Origin of the sequence: Spirillospora albida (genome assembly GCF_000718255.1) — a bacterium.
Taxonomy (GTDB): domain Bacteria; phylum Actinomycetota; class Actinomycetes; order Streptosporangiales; family Streptosporangiaceae; genus Spirillospora; species Spirillospora albida.
The window spans coordinates 37,582-55,171 of the sequence record NZ_JOFJ01000010.1 but is presented as its reverse complement, the minus strand read 5'-3'; the positions used below and the strand labels follow the sequence as shown (position 1 = coordinate 55,171).

General features: G+C 69.5%; 22 protein-coding genes. 11 read left to right on the top strand and 11 right to left on the bottom strand.

Going from position 1 to position 17,590, the window contains the following annotated elements; all coding sequences use genetic code 11:
• Positions 1–15: 15 nt before the first annotated feature.
• Together IE99_RS31200 and IE99_RS0114975 are read right to left on the bottom strand one after the other, a co-directional pair.
• On the bottom strand, positions 16–249 hold the full coding sequence (locus tag IE99_RS31200) for a DUF397 domain-containing protein (RefSeq protein WP_084219510.1): 234 nt from the start codon (positions 247–249) through the stop codon (positions 16–18).
• The gene (locus tag IE99_RS0114975) at positions 246–1,115 is read right to left on the bottom strand and encodes a helix-turn-helix domain-containing protein (protein ID WP_030170053.1); all 870 of its coding nucleotides are present in this window, start codon (positions 1,113–1,115) and stop codon (positions 246–248) included. Before IE99_RS0114975 ends, IE99_RS31200 begins: the two co-directional genes overlap by 4 nt.
• A gap of 271 nt (positions 1,116–1,386) precedes the next feature.
• Here IE99_RS0114975 and IE99_RS0114970 point away from each other — a divergent pair, with 271 nt between their 5' ends.
• A complete protein-coding gene (locus tag IE99_RS0114970; RefSeq protein ID WP_051712526.1) occupies positions 1,387–1,848 on the top strand; it encodes an ATP-binding protein in 462 nt (153 codons plus the stop codon).
• A gap of 397 nt (positions 1,849–2,245) precedes the next feature.
• On the opposite strand, the gene IE99_RS0114960 is transcribed toward IE99_RS0114970, so the two are convergent.
• The 5 genes from IE99_RS0114960 to IE99_RS0114940 all read right to left on the bottom strand — a co-directional run bounded on the left by IE99_RS0114960 (position 2,246) and on the right by IE99_RS0114940 (position 5,460).
• Positions 2,246–2,926 (bottom strand): phosphatase PAP2 family protein, encoded by a 681-nt coding sequence (locus IE99_RS0114960; protein WP_211258815.1) that lies wholly within the window; start codon positions 2,924–2,926, stop codon positions 2,246–2,248.
• A 100-nt stretch (positions 2,927–3,026) separates the two neighbouring features.
• Positions 3,027–3,491, bottom strand: coding sequence for a TIGR00725 family protein (locus IE99_RS0114955; protein WP_030170045.1), 465 nt, complete (start codon positions 3,489–3,491; stop codon positions 3,027–3,029).
• A gap of 20 nt (positions 3,492–3,511) precedes the next feature.
• Entirely contained in the window at positions 3,512–4,696 is a 1,185-nt protein-coding gene (locus tag IE99_RS0114950) for an RNA polymerase sigma factor (RefSeq protein ID WP_030170043.1), read from the bottom strand.
• 2 nt (positions 4,697–4,698) lie between these two features.
• Positions 4,699–5,037 (bottom strand): YciI family protein, encoded by a 339-nt coding sequence (locus IE99_RS0114945; protein ID WP_030170040.1) that lies wholly within the window; start codon positions 5,035–5,037, stop codon positions 4,699–4,701.
• A 27-nt stretch (positions 5,038–5,064) separates the two neighbouring features.
• On the bottom strand, positions 5,065–5,460 hold the full coding sequence (locus tag IE99_RS0114940; protein ID WP_030170036.1) for a VOC family protein: 396 nt from the start codon (positions 5,458–5,460) through the stop codon (positions 5,065–5,067).
• Positions 5,461–5,606: 146 nt separating this feature from the next.
• Between IE99_RS0114940 and IE99_RS0114935 the strand changes: the two genes are divergently transcribed.
• The 4 genes from IE99_RS0114935 to IE99_RS0114920 all read left to right on the top strand — a co-directional run bounded on the left by IE99_RS0114935 (position 5,607) and on the right by IE99_RS0114920 (position 9,348).
• Positions 5,607–6,068, top strand: coding sequence for a nuclear transport factor 2 family protein (locus IE99_RS0114935; protein WP_030170033.1), 462 nt, complete (start codon positions 5,607–5,609; stop codon positions 6,066–6,068).
• 94 nt (positions 6,069–6,162) lie between these two features.
• Positions 6,163–7,365 (top strand): hypothetical protein, encoded by a 1,203-nt coding sequence (locus IE99_RS0114930; RefSeq protein ID WP_030170030.1) that lies wholly within the window; start codon positions 6,163–6,165, stop codon positions 7,363–7,365.
• A complete protein-coding gene (locus IE99_RS0114925) occupies positions 7,365–8,165 on the top strand; it encodes an SDR family oxidoreductase (protein ID WP_030170027.1) in 801 nt (266 codons plus the stop codon). Before IE99_RS0114930 ends, IE99_RS0114925 begins: the two co-directional genes overlap by 1 nt.
• A gap of 22 nt (positions 8,166–8,187) precedes the next feature.
• Positions 8,188–9,348, top strand: coding sequence for a sulfotransferase family protein (locus IE99_RS0114920; RefSeq protein WP_030170024.1), 1,161 nt, complete (start codon positions 8,188–8,190; stop codon positions 9,346–9,348).
• A gap of 63 nt (positions 9,349–9,411) precedes the next feature.
• Here IE99_RS0114920 and IE99_RS31875 read toward each other — a convergent pair whose 3' ends face one another.
• On the bottom strand, positions 9,412–9,579 hold the full coding sequence (locus IE99_RS31875; RefSeq protein ID WP_157610306.1) for a hypothetical protein: 168 nt from the start codon (positions 9,577–9,579) through the stop codon (positions 9,412–9,414).
• 195 nt (positions 9,580–9,774) lie between these two features.
• Entirely contained in the window at positions 9,775–10,176 is a 402-nt protein-coding gene (locus IE99_RS0114910; protein WP_030170021.1) for a nuclear transport factor 2 family protein, read from the bottom strand.
• Between the two features lie 117 nt (positions 10,177–10,293).
• Here IE99_RS0114910 and IE99_RS0114905 point away from each other — a divergent pair, with 117 nt between their 5' ends.
• Positions 10,294–10,857, top strand: coding sequence for a PadR family transcriptional regulator (locus IE99_RS0114905; protein WP_030170019.1), 564 nt, complete (start codon positions 10,294–10,296; stop codon positions 10,855–10,857).
• A 17-nt stretch (positions 10,858–10,874) separates the two neighbouring features.
• Here IE99_RS0114905 and IE99_RS0114900 read toward each other — a convergent pair whose 3' ends face one another.
• Both IE99_RS0114900 and IE99_RS0114895 read right to left on the bottom strand, forming a co-directional pair.
• Positions 10,875–11,639, bottom strand: coding sequence for an SGNH/GDSL hydrolase family protein (locus tag IE99_RS0114900; RefSeq protein ID WP_030170017.1), 765 nt, complete (start codon positions 11,637–11,639; stop codon positions 10,875–10,877).
• 95 nt (positions 11,640–11,734) lie between these two features.
• On the bottom strand, positions 11,735–12,352 hold the full coding sequence (locus tag IE99_RS0114895; protein WP_030170014.1) for a TetR/AcrR family transcriptional regulator: 618 nt from the start codon (positions 12,350–12,352) through the stop codon (positions 11,735–11,737).
• Positions 12,353–12,444: 92 nt separating this feature from the next.
• Here IE99_RS0114895 and IE99_RS0114890 point away from each other — a divergent pair, with 92 nt between their 5' ends.
• The 5 genes from IE99_RS0114890 to IE99_RS0114870 all read left to right on the top strand — a co-directional run bounded on the left by IE99_RS0114890 (position 12,445) and on the right by IE99_RS0114870 (position 17,553).
• A complete protein-coding gene (locus tag IE99_RS0114890; RefSeq protein ID WP_030170013.1) occupies positions 12,445–13,347 on the top strand; it encodes an oxygenase MpaB family protein in 903 nt (300 codons plus the stop codon).
• Positions 13,348–13,380: 33 nt separating this feature from the next.
• On the top strand, positions 13,381–13,821 hold the full coding sequence (locus tag IE99_RS0114885) for an SRPBCC family protein (RefSeq protein ID WP_030170011.1): 441 nt from the start codon (positions 13,381–13,383) through the stop codon (positions 13,819–13,821).
• Between the two features lie 50 nt (positions 13,822–13,871).
• Positions 13,872–14,516 carry a Crp/Fnr family transcriptional regulator gene (locus IE99_RS0114880; protein WP_030170008.1) on the top strand — a complete coding sequence of 215 codons (645 nt, stop codon included), beginning with the start codon at positions 13,872–13,874 and terminating at the stop codon, positions 14,514–14,516.
• Positions 14,517–14,587: 71 nt separating this feature from the next.
• Positions 14,588–15,337, top strand: coding sequence for a hypothetical protein (locus tag IE99_RS30325; protein ID WP_051712525.1), 750 nt, complete (start codon positions 14,588–14,590; stop codon positions 15,335–15,337).
• Positions 15,334–17,553, top strand: a complete 2,220-nt coding sequence (locus IE99_RS0114870; protein ID WP_030170001.1) for a hypothetical protein — start codon at positions 15,334–15,336, stop codon at positions 17,551–17,553. The genes IE99_RS30325 and IE99_RS0114870 overlap by 4 nt, the downstream gene beginning before the upstream one ends.
• Positions 17,554–17,590: the final 37 nt, after the last annotated feature.

The window sequence follows — 17,590 nt, the reverse complement described above, 5'->3', positions numbered from 1 at the left end:
TGGACCCGTGAGTGTTCATTCGGGTAGGTCGAAGAAACCGGCCTTCGCTCGCTTGATGAATTGCGTCCACGCCGGTCTATCGAAGGCGAGGGCCGGGCCGTTGGAAGCCTTGGAATCGCGTGCGAGGTGTGTGCCGTCCAGGACGGCGACCTCGACGCAACTTCCTCCGTTGTTGCTGCGTCTGCTCTTGCGCCAGGCAAGCCCGGAGTGCGCGGCGGCCGGGGAGTGTGTGTCGGATGAAGCGATCATGTGACCTCCCGAATCAGTCGCTCGACGAAAGCGAGGGACTCGTCCGGACCCATGGCCTTCGCTCGCAACTGGTCGAAAATCGCATTGTATCGAGCGACTTGGAGGCTTTCCTCCAGGTACAGAGCCCCGGTCTGCGATTCCATGTACACCACATCGAGATCGAGGGACTCGGGGAAGCCGAGGATCTCGAAGGGCCCGTCCATCGCAGGGTGCATGCCGGCTCTGAACGACAGCACCTGGATCGTGACGCAGGGGAGTTTCGCTCGCTCGACGATGTACTCGAGTTGCTCCCTGTGGAGTCGTCCGTCGCCGGGCGAGCGGAGGAGGGCGGCCTCGTTGATGATCGTCCAGTACGAAGGGGCGTCGGGCTTCTCGAGACGGGCCTGGCGCTCGGCGCGCACAGCCAGCTTTCGTTCCACGTCATCCGGTGTGCTGACGGATATGGACCTGGCCATGAAGGACCGATAGTAGGCGGGAGTCTGGAGCAGGCCATGGATCAGCTCCGACTGATATGTGCGGATGGCGGTGGCCTCGGTCTCCAGGCCGAGGAACGGCTCGAACCATGCGGGGACGGCGTCGCCGTAGCTGTGCCACCAGCCCTTGCGGCGGGCGTCGCGGGCCAACTGGATGATCGCGTCCGTCTCCTCCTGGCGTTCCGGGCCGACGAGACCGTAGTGAACGAGGAGTGCCCGGACGTCGGGAACACGGATCGGGATGTTGCCGCGTTCGATCTTGATCTGCTTGGACTCGGACCAGTCCATCTCGTTCGCGACCTCGAGCTGGGTGAGGCCGGCCTCCTCGCGTAGGCGACGGAGCTTCTGGATCAGCAGCCGGTGCCGCACGGTGGTGGGGGTTGCCGCTCCCATGGGATTGTCCTTTCTTGTCGCGCTTTGTCGCCAATGCCAGCGGTGGTGACAGGGAAAGGGCTCACACTTTCCACCTGGAAGTTATTGCGATCATGACTTGGCGGGTGGAGGGTGTGGAGCGTCATGTGGTTCCGCATTGAACTCTAGTTGCATCGGTGGTCGGTCATCAGGCGAAGTACTGCAGGTCGTCCACGGCATCTGGGTTGCGTGATCCGTGATTGCCGTGCAAAGGCCATCAAATGGAAGGAAGTGGACATTGGAGAAGCGAGAAATGAGATCGGGCTCTCCGGGAGAGTGGCTCTGGGGGCCGGAGGCGATGCGCTGGCGGCGCGTCTTCTCGGGCCGAGCCGACCAGGTGAGGTCGGCGCGCGACTTCGCGACGCTGCTGTTCTCCGGCACCGGCCGCGAGGACGACGTCGCCACCGTCGTGGCTGAGCTGGCGGCCAACGCTGTCCGGCATTCGCGATCGGGGTTGCAGCACGGCTGGTTCGGGTTGGAGATCACCCTGGCGCGGGTCGCCTACATCGCGGTGACCGACCAGGGCGGCGGCTCGGTACCGCTCGTCCGCACCGAGTGCGCTGCGGACGAGCTGGCGGAAAGCGGTCGCGGGTTGCTCATGGTGTCGCAGCTGGCTCTCGCCACCGGAATCCACGGCAGCCCCCGCATGGGATTCACCGTGTGGGCCGACATGGACCTGCGGTGCACCGACCGGCAGGTTTCGCTGGCTTCGTGAGGAGGGTCCAGCCTGCCGCTAACAGGCTGGACCCCAGGGCAGGATAGTCAGCGTCTGCCGCAAGGGGTCGGTTCCCAAGGACCCGTGGCCGATCACCAGGTAGTCGCGGCCGGGCTAGCGACGCGTCCAGCTTGCGCATGAAGTGCAGGGGACGGGGTCTGGGCGGCGGACTATGCCCGCCACCAGATCGCCTTCGTGGAAACCGCTGCCTTTGCGGGCTCGGATGACGCCCAGGAGGCGGCCCTCCACAAGAAGGTCGTCCGGGCCCGGGGTCGGGTCGGGACGTCCCGGACGCTCGTCTCATCGGGCTTTCCTGGCACAACCGTGATCGCCTTCATCGGCGGGTCCCTCATCGTCGCCATCTGTCCCGCCTACCCAACGCAGTAGTGCAAGACGCTCAGCGTGCTCGAAGGAACCCGTCGCGGCGGGGGTCCCTATGTGGGTGACGGATATGAAGCGAGCCGTCCGGGCTGGTGTCGGGTGCATCTGCTCGGTGGCTGGGGGCCGGGCGTGTCTGGAACGGGTCTGCGGCGATCAGCAGGTTCAGGAGGACGGGGCCCAAGGCGACGCTGAAGAGGGCGTCGGTTAGCCAGTGCTGGTCGTCCAGCGTGACGGCCGCTGCGGTTATGGCACCGGTCGTCAGCGCGATGATGTGGCGGCGCCGGGTTGGGATGGCTCGCGCCGCCCTGGGGAAGGCCACTACGGCGAGTTCGAGGATGACCCAGATGAGCAGGAACCCGTTCAGCGTGTGGCCGGACGGATAGGCGTCCCCGTACGTGAAGATCACGTCCCTGCCGCTGAAAGGTGACGTCCGCGGGATCACCGCCTTCAGCTCGAGCTGGAGCACCGATAGGGCTACGACGATCAGGGTGGCGGCTACGAGTGGCCGCCATGAGCGGGTCCGCAGCGCCGCGATGACCGCCAGCGGGACCATGACGGCCAGGAGGTCGGCTCGCTGACCGATGATGACCGCGTCGGCGACGGGTGACTGCGTGTGGGCGTCGCAGAAGCGGTGGACGATGTGGTCGAGTCGCCTGAGCGGGCCGTTGAGGGCCACGTCCAGGGTGATGAGCACCATGGCCAAGGCCGGCAGCCCATACCTGCGCATGCTTCGTGTATCCCCGGGTTTCCGGCTGCAATCGCGTGCACGGTCGAGCGGAGGTTGTGGCGCGGACGCGTCAGAAGAGGGCCGCCTTCGCGATGGCCTCCTCCGGGGTTTCGGCGTAGGCCACGCCTTCGACGGGGTTGCCGTCGGCGTCGGTGATGCGCCAGCCGCCGAGCTGGACGACCGTCTTGCCGCGCCGGCGGGCCAAGGCCAGCTCGGACAGGGTGGCCCAGGAGCCGCCGATCACGATCACCGCGTCCCCGGCCAGGGCGATGATCGCGTTGCGGGCTTCGCCTATGCCGGTGGGGATCGCGAGAGTCAGGTACGGGTTGGCGCCATCGCGGGTGGGCTGCGACAGGATGCCGATGACCAGGCCGCTCGCGGACGCGGCTCCTTCGGCGGCCGCCTCCATCACGCCGCCGTAGCCGCCGCAGATCAGCGCGGCGCCGCGCTCCGCGACGAGTCGGCCGACCTCGCGGGCCTGGGAGAGTTCCTGTGGCGTCGCGTCACGCGGTCCGCAGACGGAAACCTGGATCATGTCGCAGAGCCTTCCCCGATTCAGGGGCGGAGACGGTCGGCGATGAGCGCCTGCTGGGCGGGGTTGGCGGTCAGGGTGAGTGCTCGGCGGTCTGCCGCGTCCGCTTCCTCGTGTCGTCCCAGGTCACGTAGCAGATCGGCGCGAGTGGCGTGGTACAGGTGATAGCCGTCCAACACCAGGGAATCGAGCTCCGCCAGGGCCGCGGTCGGGCCTTGGACGTACCGCAGCGCGATCGCCCGATGCAGCCGGACGACCGGTGTCGGCGCCATCGCCAGCAGCATGTCGTACAGGACGAGGATCTGCGCCCAGTCCGTGTCGTCCCATGACGGCGACTCGGCATGGCACGCGACGATCGCGGCCTCGACTTGGTACGGCCCCGGCCGATGGTGTGCTGCAGCCCGTTCCAGCAGGTGAATCGCGTCCGCGATGGCATCGTGGTCCCAGCGGGTTCTGTCCTGGTCTTTCAGCAGGACGAGACGTCCAGCACCATCGAAGCGCGCCGCGATGCGGGCTTGATGTAGGCGGACCAATGCCAATAGTCCCAGCACCTCGGGCTGCTTCGGCATCGACCAAGCCAGGGTGGACGCAAGGAATTCGGCGTCCGCGGTCAGGTCGGGCGCGTGCGGACGGACGCCGCTGCTGGTCAGGTACCCCTCGTTGAACAGCAGGTACACGACGGACAGGACCTGCCCCAGCCGTCCCGGCAACTCGGCGTCCGGCGGCACGCGGTAGGGAATCCCCGCGTCCGTGATCTTGCGCTTCGCCCTGGTGATGCGCTGCGCGACCGTCGTTTCCGGGACGAGGAACGCGGCGGCGATCTGCGCGGTCGTCAAACCGCAAACGGTGCGAAGCGTGAGGGCCACCTGGGCGGTTTCGGGGAGCGCCGGGTGGCAGCACGTGAAGATCAGCTTCAGGCGGTCGTCCGGCTCTTCCGGTACCGGCCATTGCAGGCGGGCGAGCTTGTCCCGATAGTTCGCCTGGCGCCGCAGAACGTCCAGCCCTCGACGGCGGGCCACCGTGAGAAGCCACGCATCCGGGTGATCGGGGATTCCCTCCTCCGGCCAGCGCCGGAGAGCGATCTCGATCGCGTCCTGAACCACGTCCTCCGCGGCTGCGAAGTCACCCAGGACGCGAATGAGGCACGCCGTCAGCCGGCCCGCGTGTTCCCGAACAACGCGAGCCAGCTCGACGTGCACCTCGTCCATGGTCAGGTGAGCGGACGGATCTCGATGACCGGGCATGCGGGCCACGACTTCGCCATGGCGAGAGCCTCGTCGAGGTCGGCGACCTCCAGTTCGGCGTAGCCGCTCACGACCTCCTTGCCCTCGACGAACGGGCCGTCCGTGATGACCGGGTCGCCTCCCGAGAGCCGCATGGTGGTGGCGGTGTGCGGGGGAGCCAGGTGGCCGTGGTGGACGATCTTCGGGGCGTGCTCGGCGAACCATTGGGACACGCGCTCGTACGCCGCCTGCCGGTCGTCGCCGGACATCTCCGCGAGTTCTTTGGCGTACTGCTCGGTCTCGACGAACATCAGCACGTACTTCACGGGTTCCTCCCTGGTGAACGGTATCCGTCAGGCGGGCAGCGGGGCGTACAGGTAGACGCCGTTTCCTCCCGGGTCCAGGACGGCGGCGAGGCGCATGCCCCAGTAGGCGTCCCACGGCTCGATGGAGCTCTCGTATCCGGCCGCGGTCAGTTCGGCGTACTTCGCGTCCACGTCCGCTGGGGCGGGCGTCTGGAAGGACAGGTAACTGCGGGGGCCGCCGGACGTCGGGCTCCAACCGGGGGCGGTCGAGGCATGGGACTCCTCGGTGTCGAGCATCAGGTGGAGGCCGTTGGGCAGGTCGCAGCCCGCGTGGTCCGGGTACTTCGGGTCGACCTCGAATTCCAGGCCGAGCAGCCGGTAGAAGGCGGTCGCCTTTTCGATGTCGGTGACGATGAGGCCGACGATGTCCATCGACAGGTTCATGGTCTGCTCCTTGGTCGAACGTGCTGTCCTTCACCCCCCAGACGAACGGCGGAGGCACCGGCACGACACGTCCAGGAGATTTCTCCGGACGCGGAAGTAGAACTTGTTCTTGCCGAATCCGGCCTGCGGCGAGCACCCTGTGTCCCATGGACCTGATCACGCTGGAAGAGATCCGCCGCCTCAAGGCCCGCTACCTGCGCTGCGTCGACCTCAAGCTGTGGGACGAGTTCGCCGAGGTCTTCACCGAGGACGCCGTCGCCGAGTACGACACGCCCGTCCTCGGCAAGACGCTCAGGCTGGGGGGACGCGACGCGATCGTCGGCTACATGCGCAAGAACCTCGGCCCCGGGAAGATCAGCACGCACACCGCGAGCAGCCCCGAGATCGACATCGACGGCGACCGCGCCACGGGCATCTGGGCCCTGGACGACTCGATCATCATTCCGGAGTCGCGGCTGCTCATCCGCGGCGCGGCCTTCTACCACGACGTCTACCGGCGGGGCGATGACGGCGCCTGGCGCGTGGAGAAGACCGGGCACACGCGCACCTACGAGTACATGGTCTCCCTGGACGACATGCCCAGCCTGAGGTTCACCGCCGGGACATGACCATTGACGGTGGCTAGAACGCGTTCTAGTCTCCGAGATCCAGCCGTTCACCGGCGCGGGCCGCGCCGGTGATTCCCAGGGAGCAGGGAGCCCGGTGGCCACCGACTCGACCCCCACGCCATCCACGCGCGCGTTCACCGAGGCGGTCGCGGAGGCGGAGCAGATCATCCGTTCGGCGCCGCACGTCAAGACCGAGCAGGACCTGGCCGAGGGCCTCGACTACCTCGCCGGCAGCATCAAGGCGTCCCTGCACATGGTGGCCGCCTACCAGCACGATCATCCGTTCTTCGCGTCCTCGACCGGCCCCTACACCAAGCTCGGCCTCGACAATCCGGACACGCTCTACTTCCACGCCTACATCCGCGACGACGCCGAGTACGTCGTCACCGGACGGCGGGGGACCACCGCCGACCTCAGCTTCCAGGTCATGAACGGCGACTACTCGCCGTCCCGGTCGCCCGACAGCCTCACCGCGTTCGACGACCGCGAGCTGGACATCGCCGAGGACGGCTCGTTCCGCCTCACGTTCGGCCCGCCGAAGCCGGACGCGGGACCCGGCTACGTCGCGCTCGCCCCCGGGTCCGCGATGCTGATCGTCCGGGAGGTGTTCAGCGACTGGGAGAACGAGCGTCCGGGCGAGATCCGCATCCACCGCGCCGACACGCTCGGGGCGTCGCCGCAGCCGGTGTCGGCGGCGCGGATGGCGCGGCGGTTCGACATCGCGGGGAAGATGCTGGTGTCGCGGATCCGCACCTTCCTGGCCTTCCCGGAATGGCACTACCTGCAGCTGCCGGTGAACACCATGACGGAGCCGCGCCCCACTCCGGGCGGCCTCGCCACGCAGTTCTCTTCCGTCGGGCATTACGACCTGGACGACGACGAGGTCATGGTGATCACCGTGCCGGCGGCCGGCAAGGACGTCGCGCCCTACCAGGGGTTCCAGCTCGGCAGCATGTGGTACGTGTCGCTCGACTACATCAACCACCAGACGAGCCTCACCGCCGACCAGGCCCGCGTCGATCCCGACGGCAAGATCCGGTACGTGGTCGCCGAGCGCGACCCCGGCCTCGCCAACTGGATCGAACGGACCGGCCACCGGCGCGGCTACCTGCAGTTCCGCTGGCAGCGCATCACCCGCGACCTCACCGCCGAGGACGGCCCGGAGGTCGAGGTCATGCCGTTCGGCGAGTTGCCGAAGCGGCTCCCGTTCCACGACCGGCAAAAGGTCGGCCCAGAGGAATGGGCAGCCAGGATCGCGGGCCGCCAGGTCGCCGTGGCGCGCAGGATGCTCGGCTGATGGCCGCCGAAACGACGTCCGGCGGGCTGCTGGCCGACCGCGTCATCGTCGTCTCGGGGGTCGGGCCGGGGCTCGGCCGGAGCCTGGCCGTCCGGTGCGCCGAGGCCGGTGCGGACATCGTGCTCGCCGCGCGCAACGAACGCCGGCTCGCGAAGGTCGCCGCGGAGGTCGAGGAGGCCGGGCGCCGCGCGCTCGCCGTCCCGACCGACATCACGGACGAGGCGGCCTCCGTGCGGCTCCTCGAGAAGGCCCACGAGGCGTTCGGGCGCGTCGACGGGCTCGTGAACAACGCGTTCGCGGTCCCGCCGCTGATCGACCTCGCCGAGGTCGACCTGGACGGCGTCCGGGCCGGGTTCGAGACGAACGTCCTGTCCGCGCTGCGCCTCACCCGCCTGTTCGCGCCCGCGCTCGCGGCCCACCACGGCTCCGTCGTGATGATCAACTCGGCGGTGCTGCGGCACTCCCGCCGGACGTTCGGCGCCTACAAGATGGCGAAGGCCGCGCTGCTCGCGATGGCGCAGAGCCTCGCCACCGAGCTCGGGCCGTCCGGCGTCCGGGTCAACACGATCGCGCCCGGCTACATCTGGGCCCCCAACCTCAAGTGGTACTTCGAGCAGCTGGCGAAGGAACGCGGCGTCCCGGCGCAGCAGATCTACGACGAGATGGCCGAGACCACCGACCTGCGCAGACTCCCCGAGCCCGACGAGATCGCGGACGCCGTGGTGTTCATGCTGTCCCCGCTGGCCCGCGCGGTCACCGGGCAGTGCCTGGACGTCAACTCCGGCGAATGGCACCACTGAGCCTCCGAACGGAAGGAACCCGATGACCCCGGGCCGCGACAGCGTGGGCACGGTCGAGGACCTGCACGCCTCCGCCAGCAAGATCACCGGTATGTCCGAGTTCGGCGACGACGGTTATGTCGAAGGGCTGGAGGTGCTCCTGGAGTCGTTCGCGCGGGACGCGGCGCTCACCCCGTTCGGCAACCGTGCGCAGAGGTCGATGCTGCGCGGCGCCCTCGCCGCCCGGCTCTGGTCGGAGTCGGCGTGGCGGAAGCACCCCGAGTACGCGGACGTGCCCGTCCAGCGGCCCATCTTCGTCACGGGCCTGCCCCGCACCGGGACGACCGCGCTGCACCGGCTGCTCACCGCCGACCCCGCGCATCAGGGGCTCGAGGTGTGGCTGGCGGAGGTGCCGCAGCCGCGCCCGCCGCGCGACACCTGGCCCGACAACCCGATCTTCCAGGCGATCGACGCGGGCTACCGGCGGCACCATGTGGAGAACCCCGAGTTCATGGGCGTCCACTACATCTCCGCCGACGCGGTCGAGGAGTGCTGGCAGCTCCTCCGCCAGGACTTCCGCTCGATCTCCTTCGAGTGCCTCGCGCACCTGCCGACGTACTCGTCCTGGCTCGCCGGCCGGGACTGGACGGACGCCTACCGCCGCCACCGCCGCAACCTGCGGCTCATCGGGCTGAACGACCCCGGCCGCCGCTGGGTCCTGAAGAACCCCAGCCACCTGTTCGCGCTGGACGCGCTGCTGAAGGTCTACCCGGACGCGCTGATCGTCCAGACGCACCGCGCCCCGCGCACCGCGATGGCGTCCATGTGCAGCCTCGCCGCGCACGCCACCGCCGGCTGGTCGGACGTCTTCACCGGCGCCACGATCGGACGCGACCAGCTCGACCTGTGGTCACGGGGCCTGGAGACCTTCCGGGCGGAACGCGCCCGGCACGACCAGCGCCAGTTCTTCGACGTCCACTACGAGGACTTCGTGACCGACCCGATCGGGACGGTCGAGGCCATCTACACACACTTCGGCCTGCCGCTCACCGACGAGGCGCGGACGTCCATGACGTCCCTGCACTCCGAGAGCACCACGGGCGCCGCCCGCCCGGCCCACCGCTACACCCTCGAGGACTTCGGCCTCACCGCCGCCGAAGTCGACGACCGCTTCGCCGACTACACCGCCACCCTCAACCGCTGACCTCCACGCGGTGCGCGGAGCAGCGCGAACGCCCGGACGGGCCGACCGGACGATTCCGCGTGGTCAGGCCGGGTACCGGGTGGCTTCGTCCAGCTTGGAGACTCCCGGCTCGCAGACGGCCTGCGACTTGGGCGGCACCTCCTGGCCGGTCGTGAGGTCCTCCAGCGGTGTGCGGGGCGGCAGCGTGCGCCACCGGCCCGCCTCGTCCTCGTTCTTCAGGTTCTCGCCCATGTGACCATGATGCACGGAGCGCGCCCGCCCTGGCCACCGTCCCGATCCGGGATCGGCCGAGGTCCGAGGGGGGCTCGCGTGCCGCGCGGACGTGGACCGGCCGGGGGCGTGCGGCCGGTCCGCGTCCGGCTCCCGTCAGGGCTCGGGCATCCTAGCGGTCGCCGGCCTTCTGGCGATCTTCGATCCCGGGAGGGGTCAGAGGGTGCCGGCCAAGGCGGCTTCCAGTTGGACCCGTTCGAACTGGACCGCCATCGCTTCGGCCACGGCGCGGATGCCCGACATGGGACGGACCATCACCGTGAACTCGGTGATCTTGCCGTGCTCGTCGAAGCGGAGGACATCGACACCCTGGACCTCCAGGCCGTTCACGGTGGCCCTGAAGAGGAAGGCGTGGTCCCGGCCGTCGCGGGCGGCGATCTCGCGGTGGTAGCGGAAGTCCTGGAACACCCGCAGGACGCCGTACAGGATCGGGAGGGTGTTGGACTTGCCCCGGTAAGGCCGGTACATGACCGGGCTGAAGAACGCGACGTCGTCGGCGAGCAGCGCCCCGATCGCGTCGATGTCCCGAGCCTCGACCGCCTGACGGAAGGGGTGCATCACGCCTCCAGAGCCCCGAGGTGAGGTGATATCCGACGATAAGGCGGCTCGGCACCGTCCGTCCAGCATTGGTTGGTAAATTAGTTGGTTAATCAACCAGGTGAGTAAGGTGTCGCCATGGCACTGCGCAACGCGATCATGGCCGCGCTCCTCGAAGGCGAGGCGTCCGGCTACGACCTGGCGAAAGGGTTCGACGCCTCGGTCGCGAACTTCTGGATGGCGACGCCCCAGCAGCTCTACCGGGAGCTGGAGAAGATGGCGGTGGACGGGCTCATCGAGGCGCGGATCGTCCGGCAGGAGCGCCGCCCCGACAAGCGCGTGTTCTCGCTGACGGACGCCGGCCGCCGCGCGTTGCGCGACTTCACCGCCGCCCCGACCAGGGCAGGGGCGATCCGGGAGGAGCTGATGGTGAAGGTCCAGGCCGTGGACGAGGGCGACGTCGACGCGGTGCGCGCCGCGATCGCCGAACGGAAGGCATGGGCGCAGGCCAAGACCGCCCGCTACGAGCGCCTGAGGGCGCGCCTTCTGGACGGCCGTTCCGAAGCGGAATTCCTCGCAACGGCCGAACGCGTCGGCCCCTACCTGACGCTGATGCGCGGCATGTCATTCGAGGAGGAGAACACCCGCTGGGCCGACCGCGCACTCGCCGTCCTCGAACAACGCTCCACCCGCGTCGGCTGAGCGAGGCGGGACGCGGCTCAGGACACCTTCGACAGCGACGGCCGCTTCGCCGTCCGCCCGTCCCCCGAGGAGCGGCCGCGGATGCGCCGCAGCATCCACGGCCCCAGGAACGCGCCGACCCACGCCGCCTCCCTTCCGACCTTCGCCCACACCCGGGGTGGCGGCAGGGCGGGCAAGGGGTCGGCCCAGGACGCGTCGCTGCCCGGCAGGCCGAGCGTGTGCGCCACGGCGGCGGCGATGCGGGCGTGCCCGAGCGGGGTGGCGTGGATGCGGTCGGTGCTCCACAACCGGGGGTCGACGGTCACCGGATGGTGGAACGTGTCCACGACCAGGACGCCGTGCCGCTCCGCCGCGTCCACGATCCGGGCGTTGAAGTCGATCACCCGGGGGCGCAGGTGCCGGACCAGCGGCGCGATGCGCGCCACGTCCGGGAACGTGAACGTGACGACCTGCGCTCCGGCCCCGGTGAACGCCGCGTACATGGCCTCGAGTTCCGCGGTCACCGCATCGGCGGAGAATCCGGGACGGACCATGTCGTTCATCCCCGCCATCACCGTCACCAGATCGGGCCGCAGCGCCAGTGCGGGAGCCAGTTGCTCGGCCCGGACCTGCGCCGCCACCCGTCCCCGCACGGCGAGGTTCGCGAACCGGAAGTCGGGTTCCAGCGCGGCGAGCCCCTCGGCGAGCCGGTCGGCCCACCCGCGGTACCCGGTGACCTCGTCCCCGTCGTTCAAGCCCTCGGTCTGACTGTCCCCGACCGCCACGTACCTGAGATAGCCCATACCGGACGATGCTAATCAACAAGATGAATAGTCGCCATGGCGACTAGATGCGGCCATCGCGCCGCCGGGTGGCGGTACCGGGCCTTGCGGCGCGTTCAGCCGCGGATGTAGCCGATGACCAGTTCGGCGAGCTCGTCCACCATGCGCTCGCGCGGGATGGGCGGGCGGTCAAGGACGTACTTGATGGACAGCAGGCCGACGGTCTCCGTGATGATCCACAGCGTCGCGTCGATGTCGAGGTCCTCCCGGAACTCCTGCCGGTTGAGCAGCAGGTAGACCCGGACGAGGTCGGTGAGGCGCCGCTGGAGCGCCGCGAGCTTGTCGAACGGGCCCAGCCGCGGGATCTGCTCGACGATGACGCGCAGCAGGTCCGCGTGCTCCTCGAACAGCCGCAGCTGGACGTCGAGCAGCGCGCGGCCCGCCACCTCCCACGACCCGGCCATCGTCGTCTCGATCTGCGCGCCGAGCCGCTCGGCCAGATGGTCCGCGAACCGGTCCAGGACCGCGACGACGATCGCGTCCTTGTTCGGGAAGTACTGGTACAGCGACCCGTTGCTGATCCCCGCCGCGCTCGCGATCCGGTTGGTGGACGCGCCGTCGTAGCCGCGCTCGCCCAGAACACGAGTGGCGGCGTCCAGGATCCGCTCGACCGTCTGCCGGGAACGCTCCTGACGGGGGATTCTGCGCGGTGAAACCCCTGGCGAACGGGTCATCGGCCATCGCCTCCCGAAACGCGACTTGTAAGCGACCAATTATTCACGTTCAACTTATAGGGAGAGAACCCCGCTGTCAGGAGGTGGCGCACATGACTTTGATCCATGAGACCCCGGCCGAGACGTCCAGGCGCGCTGAGCCCGTCCCCTTCGGCCCGGGTTCGCTCATGTGGGACACGATGGGCCTCTACACGTCCGCCATCGCGGGCAACAGCGTGTTCATCCTCCAGGTGATGCACCCCGCGATCGGCACCGTCGTCGACAAGCTGTCGAGCTTTCGCACCGACCCGGTCGGACGGGCCGCGCGCAGCTTCGCGTCCGTCCAGACCTGGGTCTACGGCGGGAAGACAGCGATCGAGGAGGGAAGGCGCCTGCGCGAGATGCACAAACCCCTCAGCGCGGTGGACGAGGACGGCAACCGCCACCACGCGCTCTCCGCCGAGCCGTGGGCATGGGTGCACCTGACCGGTTTCTACGCCGCCGTGACCGCTTCGCGCTACTTCGCGCCCGCCCCGATGACGCCCGCCGAGGAGCAGCAGATCTTCGACGAGTTCATGCGGCTCGGCCGGATCCTCCAGGTGCCGGAGCGGATGCTCCCCGCGACCATCGACGACTACTGGACGTACTTCGACGCGATGGTCAACGACACCCTCGTCCCGCACAAGGTGGCGCACGAGGTCCTCGCGCAGATGGGCGAGGTGCCGCCGAACGTCCCGAAGGCGCTGCGCCCCGCCATCGCGCCGCTGAGCAAGGCCGGCGGGCGCCTGGGCCGCCTCATCACGGTCGGCACCCTCCCGGAGGCCGCGCGCGAGAAGCTGGGCGTCTCCTGGACCGCGTCCGACGAGCGCCGGCTGCGCCTGGTGGCCCAGGCGATCGGCCGCGGTACCCCCCACCTGCCGGAACGCGTCCGCTACATGCCGATCGCCTACCGGGCCCGCCAGGCCGCCCGCGCCCAGGCGCGCCTGGAGCGTACCCTGGCCCACCGCCCCATGTGAGCCGGACGCTCCCCCGTGCGCCAAGATGAGCGCATGGGACAAGTCGTGGCGACTGCGGAGAGAACGCTGAAGGCGACCCCGGAGCGGGTGCTCGAGGCCCTGGGCGACTACACGGGCGTGCGGTCCAGGACGCTGACCGAGCACTTCAGCGAGTACGAGGTGCGCGAGGGCGGCCAGGGCGAGGGCACGGTGGTGCACTGGAAGCTGGCCGCCACCAGCAAGCGCGTCCGCGACTGCCTGTTCACGGTGAGCGCGCCCGCCCCCGGCACCCTCGTCGAGCGCGACGCGAACTCGTCCATGGTGACCACCTGGACGGTCTCGCCCGCCGACGAGGGCGCGCGCGTCCAGGTCAAGACGACCTGGGACGGAGCCGGCGGCGTGGGCGGCTTCTTCGAGCGGACCTTCGCCCCCAAGGGCCTCCGGGCCATCTACGAAGCCCAACTCGCCAAACTGGCCACCGAGCTGACTGAGTAACCGTCCACGATCGCGAGATGCATCGGCGGCCCATGTGAGAGACAGAAGTCATGGACGTCTCTCCGAAGGTTTGGCACAGCCTTCTCGCGGCGGGCACCGAGCGGCCATTCGCAGCAGGTGAAGTCCTGCTCCGGCAGGGTGATCCGCCCACACACGTGCTCTTGCTGGTGACCGGGCGAGTGAAGATCGTGCTCGGGCTTCCGGAACAGGACATGCTGCTGGCCGTACGGTGGCCGGGCGAGCTGCTCGGTGAGATCGCCGTGCTCGGCGGCGAGGACGATCACCGTTCCTCGACCGTCGTGGCCCTCGAACCCTGCCTCACGCGCGTCCTGACCGCCGACCGGTTCCGTGCTTTGATCCGGACGGCGGGGCTCGAGGTGGAACTGCTGCGCCTGGCCATGCGCCGCCTCCGCGAAGGCGAGGCATGGCGCGCCGAGATCGCCACACTTCCCGCCGGGCCGCGCGTGGTCCGGGCGCTCCTCCGGCTGGCGGCGCCGAAGGCGTCGGGACCGTTGGACGTGGGACTCGGACAGGCGGAGATCGGCCAGGCGGTCGGGCTGTCCCGAGGCATGGTCGCCGCCGAGCTTGCACGCCTCCGCGACCGCGGACTCGTCACCACGGCCCGCCGCCGGGTCGTCATCACCGATCCGGCCCGGTTGCGCGCGCTGGCCGAATCGGGCCACGGCAGTGTCTGATTTCGAACAGCGCTCCTGACGCACTGTCGCCACAGTGGTGCGGACACCAGCGGCCACTTGGAGACAGGACCATGGAAGAGTTCCGCGCACTGCTCGTCGTCGACGCCGAGAAGTTCAGCGCGCACCGCGATGCGCAGCTGCCCGAACTCCATATGCGGATCCGGCATGCCCTGGAGGCGGCGTGCACCGCCAGCGGGCTCGGTGAGACGTGGAGGGCCGTCCGGTTCATGGAGAGCACCGGAGACGGCATCCTGGCCACGCTGCCGCACGAGTACATCCCCGCGCTGATCGATCCGTTCCCGCGCCGTCTCCAGGAGACCCTGGCCTCGTCCGCGGCGGAGCGGCGGGCGCGTGGCCTGCGGCTGCGGCTCCGCGTCGCGTTGCATTTCGGCCTGGTGGACGACGAGCGTCCGGACGCGCCCGGCATCTCCACCGCGACCATCGACGTCAACCGGCTCCTGGACGCCGCGCCGCTGCGCGACGCGCTCGGCACCAGCGACCCAGAGGTCACCTTCGTGGCGTTCCTCCTCTCGGCGGAACTGTTCACGACGTATGTCGCGGGGGGCCGCACCGGGCTCCGGGAGAGCCAGGTCACCCCCGTCACGGTCAAAGTCAAGCAGTACGAGCGACCGGCCTACCTCTACGTGCCGGTGCCGTCGACGGCCACCGGCACAGCGGCGCCGTCCGAAAGCGATCCCGCCGGAGGAGCGCCGCCCGCGCCCCCGATACCGTCGATCAGCGGCGTCACCATCAGCGGGGATGGCGCGCAGAGCGCGTTCGGCAACACCGTCGGCGGTGACTTCCACCAGGAGCGCTCGTGACGACGATCGAGGACGTCACGATCACCGGGGATGGCGCGCAGAGCGCGTTCGGCAACACCGTCTCCCGCGACCTGATCCTCACGCAGCTCACGTTCGTGCGCGGGCGTCCGTCGATGGTGCTGTCCGAAGCCGAGGTCGTCGAGCGCGTCGCTGCGTACGTACCGGTCCTCAACCACGACGAGATCGTCGAGACGCTGAGGCGCTCCCACGTGGTCGCGCTGGCCGGTCCCGCTGGTGCGGGGGCGGCGACGGCGGCCATCGCGGCGCTGCGGCAGCTGCGGCCGGGGCTGCCCATCCGCCTGTTCTCGACCGGAGAAGACGACGTAGAGGAGATCGGCGCCACGGAGCCGCGCGGCTACCTGGTCCGTGCGGGCGATGAGGAGGAGTCGCGGTTGCGGTCCTGCCTGGAAGCAGTACGCGCGTCCGGCGGCTTCCTCCTGACCGTCGGTACTGCGGCCGAATTGCGACGCTTCGCGGATTTTCTCCGGCCCGTCCCGGTGCAGCCTCCTCCAGCGGATGAGGTCTACCGGCGCCGGCTGCTCCGGCGCGGGCTCGGTGAAACCTGCTGGCCCGACTGGCCGCAGGCCCGGGAGCTGCTGAAAGACGCGCTGCCCGGGGATGCCCGCAGGCTCGCCGACCTGGTCGCCGACCTACATTTGGAGGGCGGCGACGAGCGCGATGTGTCGCGCGCCTACCGAGGATGGGCCGAGCAATTGCGAGGCTGGTTCGGCGTGCACTCCGCGCACCGGGACCAGACCCTGATGGTGGCCGCCGCGACGATCACACCGGCCGACGAGACGAGTGTCTATGGGGCTGCGCTGTCGCTTGCCCGCCAACTGAAGGTGGAGGTGGCGGGGGGCGGGCTCGCCTGGTGCCCGTCCACCGGACTGAGCGAACTACTGGACGCCGAACGCGAGGACGGCCGGATCGTCTTCCGCCGGCCGGGCTTCGCGCAAGCGGTGCTGCGGCACGTGTGGAACGACTACCCGCTGGCACGGCTGGACCTGCTGGCCTGGCTGTCGTCCCTGCCTGCGGACGATGCGATCGCCCTTGAGGCCCCGCTCCGGATCAGGATCGCGAGCGTCTTCGCCGACCTGGCCGCAGAGCACGGAGCGGTCGAAAAGGTCGTGCAGACGGCGGGGCGGTGGGCGGGTGGTGCACAGCGTGCGGATCTGGCCTACGTGGCGCTGGCCCGGACGTGCCTTCATCCTCTCATCGGAGGCCGGATCCGCCGCAGGCTCTACGAGTGGTCGAAGGAACGGCGTGCACCGCAGACGCTGAAGCTCACGGTCGTCCGTGTGTGCCAGGTCCTGGGCGAGACGCACATGTCGATCGCGCTCACCCGCCTCAAGCACCTGGCCACCCACGGGGACGAACAGGTCCAGGACGAGGTGTTCGAGGTGGTCCGCGCGCTGTCGGAGACTCGCTCCAGGGTCGTCTTCGAGGCGGTCATCGCGTGGTGCCACAGCGCCACCACGCTGTCCGGCGGGGATGCGGCCCGCCGGATACGGGTCGGGCTTCGCGTTCTGCTGTTCCTCCTGGGCATCGGCGAGTCCTCGGCGCGCCCGGCGGCCGAACCGGCCGTCCACCGGGTCGTCGCGCTGATCGGGCGTCTGGCGACGCGCGACGACGCGCAGGTCCGCGCCGAACTGCTCGCGGCGGCGCGGGGGCTGGCCGCCGCGCACCCCATGGTCGTCCTCGAAGCGTCGCTGGCCTGGGCGGGCAACTCCGAGGCGTACCGGCCCGACCAGGCCGTTGCGCTCGCGACCACGGCGACGGAGCTGTTCTTGGCGCTGGCCGCCGAGCGGGACGTGGAGGGCTTGCCGGTGATCCTCACGGGAACGGCCTCGGTCACCCCGACGGACTGCCTGGCGCCCTGGAGCGTGGCGTTGTCCGCTGAAGCGGCGGCGGAAGCGGGATACGCGCGGGACGCCGCCTTCCGGAACTTCGAGGACATCACGCGGCTCTGGCTGGACGCGGCCTGCAGAAGGCCCGGCCTGCGGCAGGGCATCGTTTCCCTGTTCGTCCAGGCAGCCGACCATGATCCCGCACGTAGGCGGCTGGTGATGGAGATCGTCCAGAGGTGGTCGGGGCAGGATTCCGAACGGCGGCGCGTCAAGGAAGACGTCGATGTATGGCTGCTCCAGCCTGAATGGAAACGCCTCCTGCTCCGGCTCTGGGTGCGGCTTCGTAGAGCGGCCACGGGTGAACGGTGACAAGGGCCTCCGCTGTGGGGAGGAGGCGGGTGGCCGA

Bases quoted from the DNA above. Each gene is read 5' to 3' on its own strand.
- IE99_RS31200 (WP_084219510.1), bottom strand. From the start codon at position 249: ATGATCGCTTCATCCGACACACACTCCCCGGCCGCCGCGCACTCCGGG.
- IE99_RS0114975 (WP_030170053.1), bottom strand. From the start codon at position 1,115: ATGGGAGCGGCAACCCCCACCACCGTGCGGCACCGGCTGCTGATCCAG.
- IE99_RS0114970 (WP_051712526.1), top strand. From the start codon at position 1,387: ATGAGATCGGGCTCTCCGGGAGAGTGGCTCTGGGGGCCGGAGGCGATG.
- IE99_RS0114960 (WP_211258815.1), bottom strand. From the start codon at position 2,926: ATGGTGCTCATCACCCTGGACGTGGCCCTCAACGGCCCGCTCAGGCGA.
- IE99_RS0114955 (WP_030170045.1), bottom strand. From the start codon at position 3,491: ATGATCCAGGTTTCCGTCTGCGGACCGCGTGACGCGACGCCACAGGAA.
- IE99_RS0114950 (WP_030170043.1), bottom strand. From the start codon at position 4,696: ATGGACGAGGTGCACGTCGAGCTGGCTCGCGTTGTTCGGGAACACGCG.
- IE99_RS0114940 (WP_030170036.1), bottom strand. From the start codon at position 5,460: ATGAACCTGTCGATGGACATCGTCGGCCTCATCGTCACCGACATCGAA.
- IE99_RS0114935 (WP_030170033.1), top strand. From the start codon at position 5,607: ATGGACCTGATCACGCTGGAAGAGATCCGCCGCCTCAAGGCCCGCTAC.
- IE99_RS0114925 (WP_030170027.1), top strand. From the start codon at position 7,365: ATGGCCGCCGAAACGACGTCCGGCGGGCTGCTGGCCGACCGCGTCATC.
- IE99_RS0114920 (WP_030170024.1), top strand. From the start codon at position 8,188: ATGACCCCGGGCCGCGACAGCGTGGGCACGGTCGAGGACCTGCACGCC.
- IE99_RS31875 (WP_157610306.1), bottom strand. From the start codon at position 9,579: ATGGGCGAGAACCTGAAGAACGAGGACGAGGCGGGCCGGTGGCGCACG.
- IE99_RS0114910 (WP_030170021.1), bottom strand. From the start codon at position 10,176: ATGCACCCCTTCCGTCAGGCGGTCGAGGCTCGGGACATCGACGCGATC.
- IE99_RS0114905 (WP_030170019.1), top strand. From the start codon at position 10,294: ATGGCACTGCGCAACGCGATCATGGCCGCGCTCCTCGAAGGCGAGGCG.
- IE99_RS0114900 (WP_030170017.1), bottom strand. From the start codon at position 11,639: ATGGGCTATCTCAGGTACGTGGCGGTCGGGGACAGTCAGACCGAGGGC.
- IE99_RS0114895 (WP_030170014.1), bottom strand. From the start codon at position 12,352: ATGACCCGTTCGCCAGGGGTTTCACCGCGCAGAATCCCCCGTCAGGAG.
- IE99_RS0114890 (WP_030170013.1), top strand. From the start codon at position 12,445: ATGACTTTGATCCATGAGACCCCGGCCGAGACGTCCAGGCGCGCTGAG.
- IE99_RS0114885 (WP_030170011.1), top strand. From the start codon at position 13,381: ATGGGACAAGTCGTGGCGACTGCGGAGAGAACGCTGAAGGCGACCCCG.
- IE99_RS0114880 (WP_030170008.1), top strand. From the start codon at position 13,872: ATGGACGTCTCTCCGAAGGTTTGGCACAGCCTTCTCGCGGCGGGCACC.
- IE99_RS30325 (WP_051712525.1), top strand. From the start codon at position 14,588: ATGGAAGAGTTCCGCGCACTGCTCGTCGTCGACGCCGAGAAGTTCAGC.